Annotated in this window: 15 protein-coding genes; 5 read left to right on the top strand and 10 right to left on the bottom strand. The window is 74.9% G+C overall.

Annotated features, from left to right (window positions below):
- Nucleotides 1–12: 12 nt before the first annotated feature.
- The 6 genes from E1298_RS13990 to E1298_RS13965 all read right to left on the bottom strand — a co-directional run bounded on the left by E1298_RS13990 (nucleotide 13) and on the right by E1298_RS13965 (nucleotide 7,101).
- The gene (locus tag E1298_RS13990; protein ID WP_131893166.1) at nucleotides 13–3,006 is read right to left on the bottom strand and encodes a glycine--tRNA ligase; all 2,994 of its coding nucleotides are present in this window, start codon (nucleotides 3,004–3,006) and stop codon (nucleotides 13–15) included.
- A gap of 61 nt (nucleotides 3,007–3,067) precedes the next feature.
- The gene (locus tag E1298_RS13985) at nucleotides 3,068–3,829 is read right to left on the bottom strand and encodes a phytanoyl-CoA dioxygenase family protein (RefSeq protein WP_131893136.1); all 762 of its coding nucleotides are present in this window, start codon (nucleotides 3,827–3,829) and stop codon (nucleotides 3,068–3,070) included.
- 41 nt (nucleotides 3,830–3,870) lie between these two features.
- Nucleotides 3,871–4,491 (bottom strand): prepilin peptidase, encoded by a 621-nt coding sequence (locus E1298_RS13980; RefSeq protein WP_131893134.1) that lies wholly within the window; start codon nucleotides 4,489–4,491, stop codon nucleotides 3,871–3,873.
- Nucleotides 4,492–4,501: 10 nt separating this feature from the next.
- Nucleotides 4,502–5,197 (bottom strand): SseB family protein, encoded by a 696-nt coding sequence (locus tag E1298_RS13975; protein ID WP_131893131.1) that lies wholly within the window; start codon nucleotides 5,195–5,197, stop codon nucleotides 4,502–4,504.
- Between the two features lie 57 nt (nucleotides 5,198–5,254).
- A complete protein-coding gene (locus tag E1298_RS13970; protein WP_131893129.1) occupies nucleotides 5,255–6,418 on the bottom strand; it encodes a pyridoxal phosphate-dependent aminotransferase in 1,164 nt (387 codons plus the stop codon).
- A gap of 41 nt (nucleotides 6,419–6,459) precedes the next feature.
- A complete protein-coding gene (locus E1298_RS13965; RefSeq protein WP_131893127.1) occupies nucleotides 6,460–7,101 on the bottom strand; it encodes an NAD(P)-dependent oxidoreductase in 642 nt (213 codons plus the stop codon).
- A 76-nt stretch (nucleotides 7,102–7,177) separates the two neighbouring features.
- Here E1298_RS13965 and E1298_RS13960 point away from each other — a divergent pair, with 76 nt between their 5' ends.
- Nucleotides 7,178–7,753: a TetR/AcrR family transcriptional regulator gene (locus E1298_RS13960; protein ID WP_131893125.1), complete on the top strand. Its 576-nt coding sequence runs from the start codon at nucleotides 7,178–7,180 to the stop codon at nucleotides 7,751–7,753.
- Nucleotides 7,754–7,952: 199 nt separating this feature from the next.
- Nucleotides 7,953–8,336: a hypothetical protein gene (locus E1298_RS13955; protein ID WP_131893123.1), complete on the top strand. Its 384-nt coding sequence runs from the start codon at nucleotides 7,953–7,955 to the stop codon at nucleotides 8,334–8,336.
- A gap of 12 nt (nucleotides 8,337–8,348) precedes the next feature.
- On the opposite strand, the gene E1298_RS13950 is transcribed toward E1298_RS13955, so the two are convergent.
- Together E1298_RS13950 and E1298_RS13945 are read right to left on the bottom strand one after the other, a co-directional pair.
- Entirely contained in the window at nucleotides 8,349–9,740 is a 1,392-nt protein-coding gene (locus E1298_RS13950) for an acyl-CoA synthetase (protein ID WP_131893121.1), read from the bottom strand.
- Nucleotides 9,740–10,939, bottom strand: coding sequence for a CaiB/BaiF CoA transferase family protein (locus E1298_RS13945; RefSeq protein WP_131893119.1), 1,200 nt, complete (start codon nucleotides 10,937–10,939; stop codon nucleotides 9,740–9,742). The genes E1298_RS13950 and E1298_RS13945 overlap by 1 nt, the downstream gene beginning before the upstream one ends.
- 35 nt (nucleotides 10,940–10,974) lie before the next feature.
- Between E1298_RS13945 and E1298_RS13940 the strand changes: the two genes are divergently transcribed.
- Complete coding sequence (locus E1298_RS13940; protein ID WP_207944614.1) at nucleotides 10,975–11,643, top strand: uridine kinase family protein; 669 nt, start codon at nucleotides 10,975–10,977, stop codon at nucleotides 11,641–11,643.
- Here the strand turns inward: E1298_RS13940 and E1298_RS13935 are convergent.
- Both E1298_RS13935 and E1298_RS13930 read right to left on the bottom strand, forming a co-directional pair.
- Nucleotides 11,574–13,406 (bottom strand): hydantoinase B/oxoprolinase family protein, encoded by a 1,833-nt coding sequence (locus E1298_RS13935; protein ID WP_131893117.1) that lies wholly within the window; start codon nucleotides 13,404–13,406, stop codon nucleotides 11,574–11,576. The two genes, E1298_RS13940 and E1298_RS13935, sit on opposite strands and share 70 nt — an antisense overlap.
- Nucleotides 13,403–15,445, bottom strand: coding sequence for a hydantoinase/oxoprolinase family protein (locus E1298_RS13930; protein WP_131893115.1), 2,043 nt, complete (start codon nucleotides 15,443–15,445; stop codon nucleotides 13,403–13,405). The genes E1298_RS13935 and E1298_RS13930 overlap by 4 nt, the downstream gene beginning before the upstream one ends.
- A 139-nt stretch (nucleotides 15,446–15,584) precedes the next feature.
- Between E1298_RS13930 and E1298_RS13925 the strand changes: the two genes are divergently transcribed.
- Both E1298_RS13925 and E1298_RS13920 read left to right on the top strand, forming a co-directional pair.
- Nucleotides 15,585–15,959 (top strand): FKBP-type peptidyl-prolyl cis-trans isomerase, encoded by a 375-nt coding sequence (locus E1298_RS13925; protein ID WP_131893113.1) that lies wholly within the window; start codon nucleotides 15,585–15,587, stop codon nucleotides 15,957–15,959.
- Between the two features lie 99 nt (nucleotides 15,960–16,058).
- Nucleotides 16,059–17,016 (top strand): ATP-binding cassette domain-containing protein (locus E1298_RS13920; protein ID WP_131893111.1); only part of this gene is annotated, 958 nt, incomplete at its 3' end.

Raw genomic sequence — 17,016 nt, 5'->3', positions numbered from 1 at the left:
GGTGGACCGGCGTCAGGTGATCTCGCGCCAGCCGAGGACGCCCCCGACCAGGTCGCGGACGGCGGCGAGGAAGCCGAGGCGGTTGGCGCGCAGGGCCGGGTCCTCGTCCATGACCATGACGTCGTCGAAGTAGGCGTCGATGGGATCGGCGAGCGCGGACGCGGCGCCGGAGAACTCCGGCAGCGACGGACGGCCCGGCAGCTCGTCCCGGACGCGGCTGTACGCCTCGTGCAGCCGCCGTTCGGCCGGCTCCTGGAAGAGGGCGGCGTCGTACGCGGCGCGCGTCCCGTCCGGGACGATGCGCAGGACGCGCTGCAACGCCGTGGTCAGCTTCTCGAACCGGGGCGACCGCAGCAGCGTCGCCAGGTCGGCGGCGGCCCGCTCGGCGTGGGCGGGCGCGTCGGCGTGCGGCAGGACGGCCCGGACGACGCGGACCGCGTGCCCCTCGTCCAGCAGGTTCTGCTCCAGGCGCCGGGCGACGAACCGCCGGGCCCCGGCGAGCGCGTCCGGCGCGACCTCGACCGGCTGGTGCCGCGCCGCGACCGCCAGGCCGTCCCCGACCGTGACCGGCGCGAGGCGCGGGACGGCCCGCAGGATCGCGGTGAGCGCGAGGGCCGCGCGGCGCAGGCCGAACGGGTCCGAGCTGCCCGTCGGCGCGGAGCCGACGGCGAAGAGGCCGGCGAGCAGGTCGAGCCGGTCGGCCGCCCCGAGCAGGGCCCCGGCGATGCCCGCGGGCACCGCGTCCCCCGCCGAGCGGGGCAGCTCCATCTCGTGCAGGGCCAGCGCGACGGCCTCGTCCTCCCCGGCGCGGCGGGCGTACTCGCGCGCCATCGTCCCCGCCAGGCCGGGCAGCTCGATCACCATGGACGAGGCGAGGTCGAACTTGGCCAGCTCGGCCGCCCGGCGGACCACCGCCTCCTCCTCCCCGGTGAGCGCCACGCGGCCCGCCAGCTCGGCGGCGATGGCGCGGATGCGGGCTGAGCGGTCGGCCATCGAGCCGAGCCGGTCGGTGAAGGTCAGCCTGTCCAGACCGCGCTTGATCTCCTCGGGAGTGCTCCGGAGGTCCTGCTGGAAGAAGAACGAGGCGTCCTCGTAGCGCGCGCGGAGGACGGCTTCGTTCCCGGCGCGCACGGCGTCGTGGTCGCACTCCCCGTTGGCGACCGTGACGAAGTGCGGGAGGAGACGTCCCGTGGAGCCGCGCACCGGAAGGTAGCGCTGGTGCTTGCGCATGACGGTGGTGAGGATCTCCTCGGGCAGCCCCAGGTACTTCTCGTCGAACGACCCGAGGACGGCGACGGGCTCCTCGACCAGGTTGACGATCTCCTCCACGAGGGCCTGCTCGCCCGCGAAGTCGATCGTCCCCTTGTGGTGGCGGGCGAGGGACGCGGCGTCCTCGACGATCCGCGTCCGCCGCCGGGCCGGGTCGGGCTCGATCCCGTGCGCGCGCAGCACCGGGATGAGGGACGCCGCGTCCGGCACCGGGACGAGCGGCTCGTCCGCGGTGCGGTGCACGCGGGTGGCGCGGCCCGCAGCCAGGCCCGGAACGGCGCACGGGACCTCGTGCCCGTCCAGCAGCGCCAGCACCCAGCGGATCGGGCGGGCGAACGACAGGCCGGGCGCGTTCCACCGCATGTTCTTCCCGGCGCGCAGCCCGCCGACGAGCGCGGGGACCAGCTCGGCGAGGACCCGCGCGACGGGGCGCCCGACGACCGTCCGGACGTACCCGGCGTACTCTCCCCCGCCCACGGTCACCTTCCGGACGTCGGCGACCTCGATCCGCTGCCCGCGCGCGAAGCCCAGGAGCGCCCGCGCCGGGGCGCCGTCCGCGTCGTAGGCGGCGGCGAGCCGGGGCCCCTTCACGACCTGCTCGGCGTCGGGCTCGCGCGGCTCCAGACCGCTGACGACCGCGATGATCCGCCGGGGCGTCGCGTAGCTGTCGAGCGACGAGGCGTCCGTGAACAGGCCCGCCGCCTCCAACGCGGCCATCAGCCGCTCGGCCACGTCGGCGGCGGTGCGGGCGACCTCGTCCGGCGGCAGCTCCTCGACCCCGATCTCCAGCGCGAACGCGGCGGACCCGCTAGCCTCCGGCAGCCCCGGCTCAGCGGCGGGCCCCACCTCCGGTGCGCCGGGCGCCGCACCGGACGCGGCGTCGCCCAGCGGGTGCCCCAGCTCCGCGCGGCGCTCCACCCACAGCTCCGCGACCTCGTGCGCGAGCCCCCGCATCCGCGCGAACGCCCGCGCGCGCTCGGTCGTGCCGATCGCGCCCCGCGCGTCCAGGACGTTGAACGCGTGCGAGCATTTCAGGACCTGGGAGTGGGCCGGGACGGGCAGGCGCGCGTCCAGCATCCGCCGCGCCTCCGCCGCGTACGCCTCGAACAGCTCCCGGTTCGTCCCGATGCCGGCGTCGTCCAGGTAGTAGCGGCTCATCTCGTACTCGGCCTGCCCGAACGCCTCCCCGTAGCCGATGCCGGGCGCGTACGCGATGCCGGTGAAGTGGGAGACGCCCTGGAGCGCCATCATGATGCGCTCCATCCCGTAGGTGATCTCGACCGAGACGGGGTCCAGGGTCAGGCCGCCCGACTGCTGGAAGTAGGTGAACTGGGTGATCTCCAGCCCGTCCAGCCAGACCTCCCAGCCGAGGCCCCACGCGCCGAGCGCCGGGGAGGCCCAGTCGTCCTCGACGAACCGGACGTCGTGGGCGCGCAGGTCGACGCCCAGCGCCGCCAGGCTGGCGAGGTACAGCTCCTGCGCGTCGCCCGGCTCCGGCTTGAGGATCACCTGGAACTGCGTGTGGGTCTGCAGCCGGTTGGGGTTGTCGCCGTACCGGGAGTCGTCCGGGCGGACGCTCGGCTCGGTGTAGGCGACCCGCCACGGCTCGGGCCCGAGCACCCGCAGCGCGGTGGACGGGTTGAGCGTGCCCGCCCCGACCTCGGTGTTCATCGGCTGGGCGACGAGGCAGCCGTGCCCCGCCCAGTGGGCGGTGAGACGGATCAGGGCGTCCTGCATGGTCAGCACGGCGGTCTCCCTGGAGAGGATCGCTCAAGACTACGAGGGGGCGGCGACGGCGTCAGCGCCCGAGACCTCGCTGGATCGCGATCCGCACCGGGGACGACTCCGGGAGCGGCCCGGACGGGACCAGCGGCGGCTGCGCCATGAACCGGGGCTCGGCGCCCCGGTGCGGCTGCGCGGCGTGGACCAGGAAGGGATGGCACAGGTAGACGTCGCCGGCGCGTCCGGTCGCGTGGACGACGGAACGGTGCTCGGTGGCGGGCACGGCCCGCTCGGACACCTCCATCATGCCGAGGCCCGCGTCGCCCTCGGGCTCCAGGATCGGCGGCACGTCCAGATGCGAGCCGGCCCGGATGCGGGTGGGCGCGTCGTCCTCCCCGACGTCGGAGAAGAGGAAGAGCATCAGCAGCGCCCGGCCCTTGGACTCCAGATTCACACGCCACCGCATGAAGTCGGCGGGGACGTCGCCCGGGAAGCTCGCGTCGAGGTGCCAGCCGTCGTCCCCCGGGGGCTGGTCGCTGGGGAAGCGCACCGGGAACGTCCCGAGGCTGCCGCGCGGCTGCCACGCGCCCTCCCCCACGATCGCGTCGAACGCCGCGCGCAGGCGCGGGGCGTTCACGGCGGCCCTGAACGGCGCCTGCGGATAGTCGCCCAGCCGCACCACGGGCTGCGTCCAGGTCGCCCGGTCGTCCGGGTCGCAGCCGGTGTCCCGCCACAGGATCGCGCGGCCCTCCGCGGCGAGCTCGCGCGAGAACGCCCCCTCCACCCGGACGAACCCGGTTTCGATGAAGGCGCCGACATCAGTCTCGATCGTTCCCATGGCGCCAGCATGCCGGGGGCACCTCGCCGGACGCCAACGATTTACGCGCCGTGGACCACGATGGCGATCAAGGCTCCCACCAGCAGGAACGGCCCGTACGGGAGCGCGGCCCCGCGGCCCGCGCGCCGCGTGGCCAGCAGGACCAGCGCCGTCAGCCCGGCGAGCACGATGGCGGCGGCGGCGCCGAGGAACCACGCCGGCCCGCCGAGCCAGCCGAGGTACAGGCCGAGCAGCCCGGCGAGGACGACGTCGCCGAAGCCGATCGTGCCCTCGGGCAGGAAGAACCACTGAACGCCGAAGAACCCGCCCAGCGCCGCCATCCCGATCAGCGCGTGCACGAACCGGCCGCCGCCGTCGTCGGTGAAGGGCGCGGCGGCGCCCAGCAGGATCAGCCCCGCGGCATAGGACGGCAGCGTGAGCGGCTCGGGAAGCCGCTGCAGCGCGGCGTCGACGACGCCGAGCAGGGGCCCGGCCAGGCCGAGCCAGAGGAACGCGGGCAGCTCGGGACGGGCGCCGATCCGCCACGCCACGACGGCGGCGACGGCCACGCACGACAGCGCGACGGGGACGGGACGCCGCCGCAGCGGCACGGTCCAGCCCGCCCGCGGCGACCAGTCGGTCCCAGCGGAGCGGGCGGGGGCGGGGGCGTCGGGGGCGTCCACGACGCCGACCCTACCGGCGGACGACGCTCAGCTCGACGCCGCCGACGATCCGCCCGCGCAGCAGCTCGGCGAGCCGGTCCGACACCCGCTGCACGGTGACGCGCTCGTCGTGGCCGGGCACCACGGCGAACCTGACGGCCACCTCGGCGGCGGTGCCCTCGACGACGCGGACGCCGCTGACCGACTGGTCCGAGCCGAACGCGGCCTCGACGGCGGCGAGGACGTCGGGGTCCTCGTGCGGCGGCGGGACGGGCCGCCCCTCCGCGAGCAGGTGCAGGCGCAGGCCGTCCACGGCGAACGGCACCGGGCCCGCCACGTCCACCACCAGGGCGTGGGCGCCCTCGTCCAGCGCGGCCCGGCACGCCTGCCGGGCGTGCACCGCCACCGGCCGGGCGTCGGCCCGCCACGCCTTCATCGTCTCGGCGCAGGTGAACCCGAGCACGCCGCGGCGCCCGTCCTCCCCGACCAGCGTGGGCAGCGCCATGTCGCTCGACTTCTCGCGGCGAAGCCCGCCGGGCGCGACGTCCTCCTCCTCGGTCAGGACGGCGACGACGGGCACCAGCAGCCGCGCGGACTGCAGCCGCCGCAGCACCGCGTGCGCGCCGACGCGCCCGGCCGCGTACCCGGCGAGCGCCTCGCACAGCCGGGGGTCGGCGCCGCCGTCGTCCCCCGGGAACTGGGGCTCGGGAATGGTCAGTCCGGACACGGCAGGAAGGCTATAGCCTCCGGCGACCGCCGTGGGCGCTTACCTGGATACTCTCCGTCACCCCAGCCTGGCGAGCCGCTCCACGGCCGCGTCGATGACCTCGTCCCGCTTGCAGAACGCGAAGCGGAGGAAGTGCGCCCCGGCCTTGGCGTGGTCGTAGAAGACCTGCGTCGGGATGGCCACGACGCCCGCCCTCTCGGGCAGCGCGCGGGCCAGGTCCATGCCGTCCCCGAACCCGAGCGGCCTGATGTCGGCCTGCACGAAGTAGGTGCCCTGCGGGCGGTACGCGACGAACCCCGCCGCCTCCAGGCCGGTGACCAGCCGGTCGCGCTTGGCCTGGAGCGAGGTCCGCAGCCCCTCCACCCACGCGGTCTCGTTGCCGAGCGCGTACGCGGCGGCCCGCTGGTAGGGCGCGCTGACCGCGTAGGTGAGGAACTGCTTGACCGTCTGGACGGCCCGGATGTAGGGCGCGGGCGCGGTGATCCACCCGGTCTTCCAGCCGGTGACCGAGAACGTCTTGCCCGCCGACGACACCGCGACCGTCCGCTCGCGCATGCCGTCGAGCGTGGCCAGCGGGATGTGCTCGGTGCCGTCGAACGTCAGGTACTCGTACACCTCGTCGGTGACGGCCACCAGGTCGTGCTCGCGGCACACCCCGGCGATGGCCTCCAGCTCCGCGCGCGTGAACACCGTGCCCGCCGGGTTGTGCGGCGAGTTCACCAGGATCAGCCGGGTGCGGGGCCCGACGGCGGCGCGCAGCTCGTCCGGGTCGAAGGTGAAGCGCCCCCCGTCCGGGCGGAGCGTGACGGGCCTGCGTACCGCCCCGGCGAGCGCGATCGTGGCGGCGTAGGAGTCGTAGTACGGCTCGAACACGATGACCTCGTCGCCCGGCCCGGCCAGCGCGAGCATCGACGCCGCGACGCCCTCGGTGGCTCCGACGGTCACGAAGACCTCGGTGGCCGGATCGTAGGACAGCCCGTACCGCTCAAGCCGCTGCGCCGCCACGGCCTCGCGCAGCTCCGGCAGCCCAGGCCCGGGCGGGTACTGGACCTCGCCCGATCGGATGGCCTCCACGGCGACGTCCAGCATGGCCCGCGGGCCATGCTGGTCCGGAAAGCCTTGGCCGAGATTGATCGCGCCGGTCCGCACGGCGAGAGCCGACATCTCGGCGAAGATCGTCTCGCCGAACTCCTGCATGCGCGTTACGAGAGGCTCGTCCACGCGCTCAGACTAACGGGCCGTCCCGGCGGACATGCGCGGGCTCAGGCGGTGACGCTGATCATGTGCCCGGTGGACGAGGCGTCGGCGGCGAGGTCGAGCAGGGCGGTGGCGAGGTCGGCGCGGTCGATCGAGAACCGGCCCGGTACGGCGCCGTCGACGGCCTTGCGGTACTCGCCCTTGCCCGGTCCGTCCTTGAGCCGGGGCGGGCGGACGATCGTCCAGTCGAGGCCGGAGTCGCGGACGTGCCGCTCGGCGGTCCGCATGTCGGCGAACCCGTGCCGGAGCAGCGGCTGGATGATCAGCGGCTTGGCCACGTAGCGGGTGAACGGGCCGTCGCCCGGCTCGACGGCGACGCCCGCCGCGCTCACCATGAGGAACCGCGCCGCGCCGGCCGCGCGCATCGCGGCGATGATGCTCGCCGAGCTGGCGGCGCAGACGGTCGTGGGCCTGCGCCCCTCGCGCGTGCCTATCGCGCTGATGACGGCGTCGCGCCCCTTCACCGCCTCCTCGATCGCGCCGGGGTCCATGACGTCGGCCGTCACCACGTCGGCGCGGTCGCGCAGCTCGGCGGGGAGCCCGCCGGAGTTCCGGACGACGGCGGTGACGGCGTGCCCGGCGTCGAGGGCCTGCCGGACGACCTGCACGCCGGCGCCGCCGGTCGCCCCGAAGACCGTGAGCCTCATGATGTCCCCCAAGGGTGAGTGAATGTTTACTAACCCCTATCCTGGTAAGCGTTCACTCACCTGTCAAGGGGGCTCATTGGGCGCGCGCGAACGGATCCTGGACGCGGCGGCGGACGTCATGCGCGCGCAGGGGGTGGCCCGCGCGACGACCAAGGAGATCGCGAAGGCGGCCGGCTATTCGGAGGCGCTGCTGTACAAGCACTTCCGGGACAAGGACGAGCTGATGCTGCTCGTCCTCAAGGAGCGGATGCCCTCCTTCGCGGCGAAGGGCGTGCCCGGCGAGGGCACCGTGGAGTCCAACCTGGTCGCGATCGTGCACGGCGGCCTGCGCTTCTTCCGGCGGGCGTTCCCGATGATGGCCTCGATGGCGGCCCAGCCGCGGCTCATGGAGGCCACCCGGGAGTCCCTGCGCAAGTACGGTGCGGGCCCGCGGGAGCCGGTGCGGGCCCTGGCCGCCTACCTGGACGCCGAGCGCGGCCTCGGCCGCGTCGCGGCGGGCGCCGACACCGATGCCGTGGCGGCGCTGCTCATGGGCGCCTGCTTCCAGCAGGGGTTCCTGCACTACTTCGCGGAGGGCCTGGACGGGCCGGACCTTCCGGTGTCGGCCGCGGAGGACCTGGTGCGCCCCGTCCTGCCGGCGCTCCTCTCCTGACCGCCGGGACGACGACGCCCCTGGTCAGCGCGCTGCGCCCCGGCGCCGGACCCGGTGGCGATAGCGCGTTATGTCATCCCCAACGGGGGTATTCGCGGATCGGGACGCCCGCCGACGCGCGGGGATCCCGCGTCCCCCGACGCCGCCGGGCGCCGCGGGTAGCCTCGGACGCCCGGCAGAGGGGAAGGAACCGACGACGATGCAGGCACCCGAGTCGCCGCGAGGCGCACCGGCACTGGAGGCATCCGAGCCGCCGCCCGGGACGCCGGCGCTGGAGGTCGGCGACGACCTGTCCGCCGTGTGCGGGTTCGTCGCGGCGCAGGCCGCCCGGCACGGGGTCATCGGCAACCGCGCGGCGCTCCTGGTCATCGCGGCGGGCGATGTGGCCGCGGCGCTGCTCAAGGCGGGTACGGGCGATCAGGCCACGGTGCATGTGTGGCCGCAGCCGGCGGCGCTCGTGTGCACCTTCCGGGCGCTCGACGGCCGCGACGCGCCCCGCGTCCCGCTCCCCCGCCTCCAGGACCAGGTGGAGGTCACCTCGGCGGGCCCCGTCACCACGATCCGCGTTCCCCTCCCCGCATGATCGCGTCGCGGCTCACGGTGAAGGGGCGGCGAGGCGGGTCTTGACCACCTTGCCCATCGCGTTGCGCGGCAGGGAGTCGACCAGGTGGACGGCGCGGGGGCGCTTGTGCACCGACAGGCGCGCGGCGACGAAGTCGATGAGCTGCCGCTCCCCGACGCCATCGGCGACCACGTACGCGGTCACCTGCTCGCCCAGGTCGGCGTGGGGCGTCCCGAGGACGGCCGCCTCCCGGACGGCCGGATGCGCGAGGAGCGCGTTCTCGACCTCGCCCGCGCCGATCCGGTAGCCGCCGCTCTTGATCAGGTCGGTGGACGCGCGCCCGACGATGCGGTACCAGCCGTCCGGGCCGGCGACGGCGATGTCCCCGGTGCGGAACCAGCCGTCGTCGGTGAACGACGCCGCTGTGGCCTCGGGCCGGTTGAGGTACCCCTTGAACACCATCGGCCCGCGGACGTGCAGTTCGCCCGGCGTCTCCCCGTCGGGGGGCACCGGGGCGCCGTCCTCGGCGGCCAGCCGGGCCTCGACGCCGGGCAGCGGCGTGCCGACGTATCCGGGACGCCGGTCGCCTCCGGCGCGCGCGCTCAGCGTGATGAGGGTCTCGGTCATGCCGTACCGCTCGACCGAGCGATGGCCGGTCAGCTCGTAGAGCCGCTCGAAGACGGGCACCGGGAGCGGCGCGCTGCCGGAGACGAGCAGCCGCGCCCCGCGCAGGGCCCCGGCGGCGGACGGGTCCGCCGCCGTCCTGGACCACACGGTGGGGACGCCGAAGAACAGGGTCCCGCCGTCCCGCGCCGCCGCCGCGTACGCCTCGGGCTTGGGCCGTCCCGTGTGGACGAGCGGCGACCCGGTCCGCAGCGGCCCCAGGACGCCGAGGACGAGGCCGTGCACGTGGAACAGGGGAAGGCCGTGGACCAGGACGTCGTCCGGGGTCCACTCCCACGCCTCGGCCACCGCGTCCAGCCCGGCGGCGATGGCGCCGCGCGAGACCGGCACGCCCTTCGGCGCGCCCGTCGTCCCGCTCGTGTAGAGGATCATCGCGGTGGCGTCGCCGGGTGCGCCGGCCGGTCCCTGCGCTCCGTTGCGGGGCAGGCCGTCCACCGGCACCAGGGGCGGCCCGTCGGACGGCCCGCCGGCGCCCAGCAGCAGGGACGCGCCCGAGTCGCCGAAGATGTGCGCGCGCTCGTCGGGCCCCGAGTCGGGCGGGACCGGCACCACGGGGACGCCCGCGAGGATCGCCCCGGCCACCGCCGCGACCGTCTCCAGGCTCGCCGTGGCGTGCACGGCCACGGCGTCCGCGCCGCGGATCTCCGCGGCGACCGACCACGCCCATCCGAGCAGCTCGTCGCGCGCCAGCTCCCGGCCGGCGACCCGCACCGGGCCGCCCGTCCCGCCGAGCAGATCCATCACTCGCCCCTCTCCCGGTCCCCGGCGTCCATGCCGTCCTTGTCGTCGAGCCCGTCGAGCTCGTCCAGCCAGGCCAGGACGGTGTCGTTGTGCTCGCCCAGCAGCGGCGGCGCCGTGTGCCCGCGCGGCGGCGCGCCGTCGAAGCGCAGCGGCGGCCCCGGCAGCTCGATCGGGCCGAGCGTGGGGTGCTCGACCTCGATGACCAGGCCCTGCGAGCGCGTCTGGTCCCAGGTGTACACCTCGTCTATCGAACGGATCGCCCCGGCCGGGACGCCCGCCTCGCCCAGCCGCGCCAGCCAGGCGTCGCGCGTGCCGAGGGCCAGGGCCCGCTCGATGTCGGCGGTCAGCTCCGCGCGCCGCGCCGACCGGTCGGGGATCGTGGCGTAGCGCGGGTCGTCCGGGTCGAGGTCCACGAGCGGCGCGAACGTGCGCCACAGGTTCTGGTTGGCGACGCCGATCTGGATCTGGCCGTCCTTGCAGCGGAACGTCCCGTAGGGCGCGATGGACGGATGGTCGTTGCCGACCGACTCGGGCACGTCCCCGGCCACGGTCCAGCGGGTGCCCTGGAACATGTGGGCGCCGACCACCGAGGCCAGCAGCGACGTCCGGACGACCGTCCCGCGGCCGGTGCGGGTCCGCTCGTACAGCGCGGCCAGGACCCCGGCAACGCCGTTGCCCGCGGCGAGGATGTCGGCGATCGACAGCCCGACCTTGCTCGGCGTGCCCGGCGGCCCGGTGACGCTCATGATGCCCGCCTCGCCCTGCACGATCGCGTCGTAGCCGGGGCGCCCGCCCTCGGGGCCGTCGTGCCCGAACCCGGTGATCGACAGGACGATCAGGCCCGGGTTCAGCGCGCGCAGCCGGTCCACGGGGAAGCCGAGCCGGTCCAGCACGCCCGTCCGGAAGTTCTCCACGAGGACGTCGGCGCGCCGCACCAGCCGGGCCAGGGTCGCGCGCCCCTCGTCCGACTTCAGGTCGAGGGTGACCGACTCCTTGTTCCGGTTGATCGACAGGTAGTAGGTGCTGACCCGGTCCTCGCCCGCGAACGGCGGCCCCCAGCCGCGCGTCTCGTCGCCGGTACCGGGCCGCTCCACCTTGATCACCCGGGCGCCGAGGTCCGCGAGCGCCATCGTGGCCTGCGGGCCCGCCACCACGCGGCTGAGGTCCACGATCACAACGCCTTCGAGCGGACCGGGCAAGGACGTCCTCCTTCGGGGGGCCGACACTGGGAAGTATGCCGTCCGTGCGAGACCCGTCACCGCCCGCCCCCGCGCGGACCTATCCCGCGCTCGCCGCGCGGCTCCTCGCGCTCGCGCCGTCCTGCGGCCCGGTGCGGCTCGTGGCGGTCGACGGCCCGAGCGGCGCTGGCAAGTCCACCTTCGCCGGCCACCTGGCCGCCGTCCTGGTCGGCGCGCCGGTCGTCCGCTCGGACGACTTCCGCGTGCCCTGGGACGCCGATCCGCTCACCTGGTGGGAGCCGCTCCAGGCGTCCGTGCTCGACCCGCTGCGGGACGGCCGTCCGGGCCTCCTGCGCCGCTACGACTGGCACCGCGACCGCTACGGCCCCGCGGAGGAGGTCCCGCCCGCCCCCGTCCTCATCGTCGAGGGCGTCGGCGCGTCCTGGGCCGGGTCGCCCGCCGCGTACCGCGTCTGGATCGACGCGCCCCGCGACCTCCGCCGCGCCCGCGCCCTCGACCGCGACGGCCCCGAGTACGCGTCCGCATGGGACGAGTGGGGCACCCGCGAGACGGCCCTGTTCGCCGCCGACGCCACCAGGTGCCGCGCGGACCTCCTCGTGGACGGTGCCGCCTTCACGTCCCGCCGCTTCCACGCCTACCCCGGAGCTTCGTCGTCCAGGAAGTCGACGTCGGCGGAGGGGCGGCCGCCGGAGAGTTCGGTGTAGCCGGGGCCTCGGTCGAAGAAGGGCGTGGGGGCGCGCTCGGCGCGTAGGTGCGCGCGCAGGGCAGCCGTCGCCGCTTCGTCCGGGGTTCCGTCGTCCAGGACGACTCCGTAGTCGTCCAGCGCGCCCTGTGCCGAGACCTTCCCGTCGCGGACGTCGTCGGCCACGCGGGACGTGGCCCGGTCCAGAGGGTCGCCCCAGCCGCCGCCCCCCGTCGTGCGGATGCGGATGACCTGGCCCGCGCGCACCGGATGGGCGTCGACGAGGCCCTCCATCTCCTCGCCGTCGATGTCGACGCGGAAGGGACGTCCCGCGCGGCCGCCGTTGACGCCCCAGCAGGACAGGATCGAGCGGTCGGCGATCGACATGTAGCGGGCGTCGCGGAGCATGCGCAGGTGCTTGTCGTAGCCGAGGCCGCCGCGGTGCTCGCCCGGCCCGCCCGAGTCGACGGCGAGGCCGAGGCGCTCGACGATGAACGGCCAGCGGGCCTCGGCGAACTCCGCCGGGATGTTGCGGGAGTCGGGGACGACGTGGATGGTGTCCTCCCCGTCGGCGTAGGGGCGGCCGCCGGAGCCGCCGCCGAGGACCTCCCGCATGAGGTACGGGCCGCGGTCGTCCTCCCCGTACACGCCGGTGTAGCGGATGGTCTCCTGGTCGGCGGGCATCCGGCCGCCGGTGGCCTTGGCCAGCACCCCGGCGAGGACGCCGAGCAGGCGCAGGATGACGAACGTGCGCGCGTTCGTCGGGGCCGGGAAGACCGGGGTCAGGAGCGTGCCCTTCCCGGGGAAGCGCATCTCGATGAGCGGCACGACGCCCTCGTTGACGTCCAGCTCGGCGGCCCGCTCGGGGCTGTCGGCCAGGTTCCGCAGGACGGGCGCCAGCCACTTCTTCAGGAACACGCCGCCGGCGTAGTCGCCCGCGTGGTTGATGGGCCCCTTGGCCTGCGGCGAGGTGCCGGTGAAGTCGATGACGAGCGGGACGTCCGCCGCCTTGTCGACGGTGAGGGTGATGCGCTGGGCGTGCAGGCGGGGCGGGTCGACGCCGTCGTGCTCGGCGTAGTCCTCCCAGACGAACGTCCCGTCCGGGATCTTGGCGAGGAGCTCGCGGCGGAACGTCTCCGTCGTCCGGTCGATGACGGCGTCGAAGCAGGTCTCCACGGCGGCGCGGCCGTAGCGGGCGAACAGCTCGCCGAGCCGCCGGGCGCCCATCAGGCAGGCCGAGCACTCGGCGTCCAGGTCGCCGGCGAGGGAGTCGGGCATGCGCGAGTTGCGGGTCATGATGCGCAGCGCCGCCTCGTTGGGCACCCCCTGATCCCAGAGTTTGATCGGGGGGACCATCAGCCCCTCCTCGAACGCGCTGCGGGCGTGGCTCGGCATCGAGCCGGGGACGGCGCCGCCGATGTCGTCGTGGTGGCCGAACGCCTGGACGAACGCGACCACCTCACCGTCGTGGAACACCGGGACCGTGACGCACAGGTCGGGCAGGTGGCCGATGCCGCCCTCGGACAGGTACACGTCGTTGTGGAAGAACACATCGCCCGGACGCATCTGCGCCGGCGGGAAGTCGCGGGCGATCGGCTGCACGAGCGCCGAGTAGGAGCGGCCGGTCAGCTTGCGGAGCCGCCGGTCGTGGATGCCCGCGCGGAAGTCGTGCGCGTCCCGGATCATCGGGGAGCGGGCCGTCCGGGCGATGGCCTCCTCCACCTCGCGCTCCACCGAGGCCAGGGTGCCCTCGACGATCTCCAGCAGGATCGGGTCGCCGGTCACCGCGTCACCACCAGGTTCCCGTAGCCGTCCAGCCGTGCCCGGAATCCGGGATGCAGCGGGAGCGTGGAGCCGAACTCCTCGATCACGGCCGGGCCGTGCAGGACGTCGCCGGGCGCCAGCCGCTCCCGCCGGTGGACGGCCGCGTCCTCCCACGCGTCGAAGTAGACCCGGCGCGTTCCGGTGCGGGAGCGGGACGTGTCGCCGTCCCCCGGTGGGCGCTCGCGCAGCCGGGGCCGGGTGATCGGGCCGATGCCCGAGACGCGGAGGTTCACCCACTCGACGGGATGCCGGGCGTCGCCGCGGTGGCAGTAGCCGTACAGGGCCTCGTGCTCGTCGTGGAAGCGGCGCACGACCTCCGCGCGGAACGCCGCGTCCGGCGCGCCGGCCGGGGCGGGCACCCGCACCTCGAACGCCTGCCCGTAGTAGCGCAGGTCGGCGGAGCGGGCGAAGCGGCGCAGGTCGCGGCCGAACCCCTCGCGGGCGAGGGCCCCGGCGGCCTCGTCCTCCAGGTCCGCGAAGACCTCGCCGAGCAGCGCGGGATCCAGTTCGGCGTCGCGGACGACCCTGGTCCGGACGTAGTCGTTCCGCACGTCCACCGTGAGCAGCCCGAACGCCGACAGGTTGCCCGGGTTCTCCGGGATCACGGCGGCGGGCAGGCCGAGGACGTCCAGCAGGCGGCACGCGAGCAGCGGTCCCGAGCCGCCGAACGCGACGAGCGGGTAGTCGCGGACGTCCAGGCCCCGCCGCACCGTGATCTGGCGGATGGCGTTGGCCTGGTTCCACGCCGAGATCTCCAGGATCCCGGCGGCGGCGCGCTCGGCCTTCAGGCCGAGGTCCGCGGCGAGGGCCGCCAGCCCCGCGCGCGCCGCGTCCACGTCCAGGGGCACCTCGCCGCCGAGCAGGTGCGGCGGGATCCGCCCGAGGACGGCGTGGGCGTCGGTCACCGTGACCTCGGCGCCGCCCCGCCCGTAGCAGAGCGGGCCCGGGTCGGCCCCGGCGCTGCGCGGCCCGACCTTCAGCGCGCCCTCGGCCGAGCGCCACGCGACCGACCCGCCGCCCGCTCCGACCGTCACGATGTCGATCATCGGGATCTTGACGGGGTGACGGCCGATCGCGCCCTCGGTGGTGAGCGTCGGCTCGCCGTCCAGCACGACCGCCACGTCCGTGGACGTCCCGCCGCCGTCCAGCGTCACGACCGAGCCGTGCCCGCTGCGCGCGACGACGAACGCCGCGCCGAGCGCCCCGGCGGCCGGGCCCGACAGCACCGTCGTGATCGGCTGCCGGGCGACCTCGTCCGCCGACAGGACGCCGCCGTTGCTCTTCATCACCAGCAGCCGCGACGGGGCGCGCTCGGTGATCCGCGCCAGGTAGCCGTTCATGGCGGGCTTCACCGCGGCGTCCACGAGCGTCGTCACCGCCCGCTCGTACTCGCGGTACTCCCGCAGCACCTCGCACGACAGCGACACCACCGCGTCCGGATGCTCGCGCCGCAGCACCTCCCGCATCGCCAGCTCGTGCGCCGGGTCGGCGTAGGAGTGCAGGAGGCACACGCCGATCGCGCGGACGCCCTCGTCCCGGAACCATCGGGCCGCCGCGACCGCGGACGCCTCGTCGAACGGCCGCAGCTCCGCGCCCGTGTGGTCGAGCCGCCCTCCGACCGTCCGCACCCGGTGCACCGGGACGATCCGCGGCGGCTTCACCCAGAAGTAGCTGTTGCCGTAGCCGTCCGGGACGCTCTGCCGCGCGATCTCCAGGATCGCCTCGAACCCCTCGGTGGTGACGAGCCCGAGGCCGTCGACGCGGTCCTCCAGCAGCCGGTTCGTCGCGACGGTCGTGCCGTGGCACAGCGCCGCCACGTCGCCCGGCTCCGCGCCCGCCAGCCGCAGCGCCTTGCCCGCCCCGTCCGCGAACCCCTCCGCCGGGTCGGCGGGCGTCGAGGGCGTCTTGGTCGTGACGATCTCGCCCGTGTCCTCGTCCAGCGCGACGACGTCGGTGAACGTCCCGCCCGTGTCGATCCCGATCCGCAGCCGCCGTCCCATGACCAAGGGTCTACCGGACACCGTCCACCTGCGGAACCGTCGCAACCTGCCAACGGGGCGGTCGTTCTTTCGTAGCCGGGCGTGCCGTTAGGCTGAGCGGCGTAAACCCGACCTGACGACGACCCGTTGGAGCCCGTTCATGGCGCTTGAACGCCCCGAGATCGACTTCCCCGAGGGCCAGCCGCCCACGTACCTCGACATCACCGACATCTCCGAGGGCGACGGCCCCGAGGCCGCCAAGGGCTCGAACGTGTCGATGCACTACGTCGGGGTCTCCTGGTCCACCGGCGAGGAGTTCGACGCGTCCTGGAACCGCGGCGGCACGTTCGACTTCCCGCTCGGCGCCGGCCGCGTCATCAAGGGCTGGGACATGGGCATCGCCGGCATGAAGGTCGGCGGCCGCCGCAAGCTGGTCATCCCGCCGCACCTCGCCTACGGCGACCGCAGCCCGAGCCCCGCCATCAAGCCCGGCGAGACGCTCATCTTCGTGGTCGACCTGGTAGGCGTGAACTAACTCCGCAGGCGCCAACGGCGGGCAATCCCCGGGTGAAATTCGGCCCCGGGTGCCCGCCGTCGCCGTTTCCGGGCCCGGGCCGTCCGGTATCAGGAGTTCATGATCAAGGCGCGGGGGCTGACCAAGAGGTTCGGGCACAAGACCGCCGTCGACCAGGCCGCGTTCACCGTCCTGCCGGGGCGGGTGACCGGGTTCCTCGGCCCGAACGGGGCCGGGAAGTCGACCACGATGCGGATGATCCTCGGCCTGGACCGTCCGACGTCCGGCGACGTCACCGTCAACGGCCGCCGCTACCGCTCGCTCGGCGCGCCGCTGCGCGAGGTCGGCGCGCTGCTGGACGCCAAGGCCGTGCACGGCGGGCGCAGCGCCCGCAACCACCTGCTCTGCCTCGCCCAGAGCAACGGCATCCCGAAGCGCCGCGTGGACGAGGTGCTGGCGCTCGTCGGCCTGCAGAGCGTCGCGAAGAAGCCGTCCAAGGGGTTCTCGCTCGGCATGGGCCAGAGGCTCGGCATCGCGGGCGCGCTGCTCGGCGACCCGGGCGTGCTGATGTTCGACGAGCCCGTGAACGGCCTGGACCCCGAGGGCATCCTCTGGATCCGCAACCTGATGCGGCGGCTCGCGCAGGAGGGCCGCACCGTCTTCGTGTCCAGCCACCTGATGTCGGAGATGGCGCTCACCGCCGACCACCTGGTCGTCATCGGGCGCGGCCGGATCCTCGCCGACACCGGTGTGCGGGAGTTCATCGACGCCAACGCCACCAGCCACGTCCGCGTCCGGTCGCCGCAGGCCGGCGAGCTGTACCGCCTCCTGGCCGCGAGCGGGCGCCGAGCCGAGACCGGCCCGGACGGCTCCCTCCTCGTGTACGGGGCGCACGCGGCGGAGATCGGCGACCTGGCCGCCGACAACGCCCTGCGGCTCCACGAGCTGGCGACCGTCCAGCCGTCCCTGGAGGAGGCGTTCATGCGCCTCACCGGCGACACGGTCGAGTACCACGCGGGCATCCCCGCCACCGCCGCCCCACCGCTCGCCCCACCCGGAACACCGCCCGGTGCACCAC

It is taken from the genome of Actinomadura rubrisoli (assembly GCF_004349215.1).
Taxonomy (GTDB): domain Bacteria; phylum Actinomycetota; class Actinomycetes; order Streptosporangiales; family Streptosporangiaceae; genus Spirillospora; species Spirillospora rubrisoli.
This window is presented reverse-complemented; position numbering and strand designations above follow the sequence as displayed.

Coding starts and splice junctions, on each gene's coding strand:
- E1298_RS13990 (WP_131893166.1), bottom strand. CDS start 3,006: ATGCAGGACGCCCTGATCCGTCTCACCGCCCACTGGGCGGGGCACGGC.
- E1298_RS13985 (WP_131893136.1), bottom strand. CDS start 3,829: ATGGGAACGATCGAGACTGATGTCGGCGCCTTCATCGAAACCGGGTTC.
- E1298_RS13965 (WP_131893127.1), bottom strand. CDS start 7,101: ATGAGGCTCACGGTCTTCGGGGCGACCGGCGGCGCCGGCGTGCAGGTC.
- E1298_RS13955 (WP_131893123.1), top strand. CDS start 7,953: ATGCAGGCACCCGAGTCGCCGCGAGGCGCACCGGCACTGGAGGCATCC.
- E1298_RS13950 (WP_131893121.1), bottom strand. CDS start 9,740: ATGGATCTGCTCGGCGGGACGGGCGGCCCGGTGCGGGTCGCCGGCCGG.
- E1298_RS13940 (WP_207944614.1), top strand. CDS start 10,975: ATGCCGTCCGTGCGAGACCCGTCACCGCCCGCCCCCGCGCGGACCTAT.
- E1298_RS13930 (WP_131893115.1), bottom strand. CDS start 15,445: ATGGGACGGCGGCTGCGGATCGGGATCGACACGGGCGGGACGTTCACC.
- E1298_RS13925 (WP_131893113.1), top strand. CDS start 15,585: ATGGCGCTTGAACGCCCCGAGATCGACTTCCCCGAGGGCCAGCCGCCC.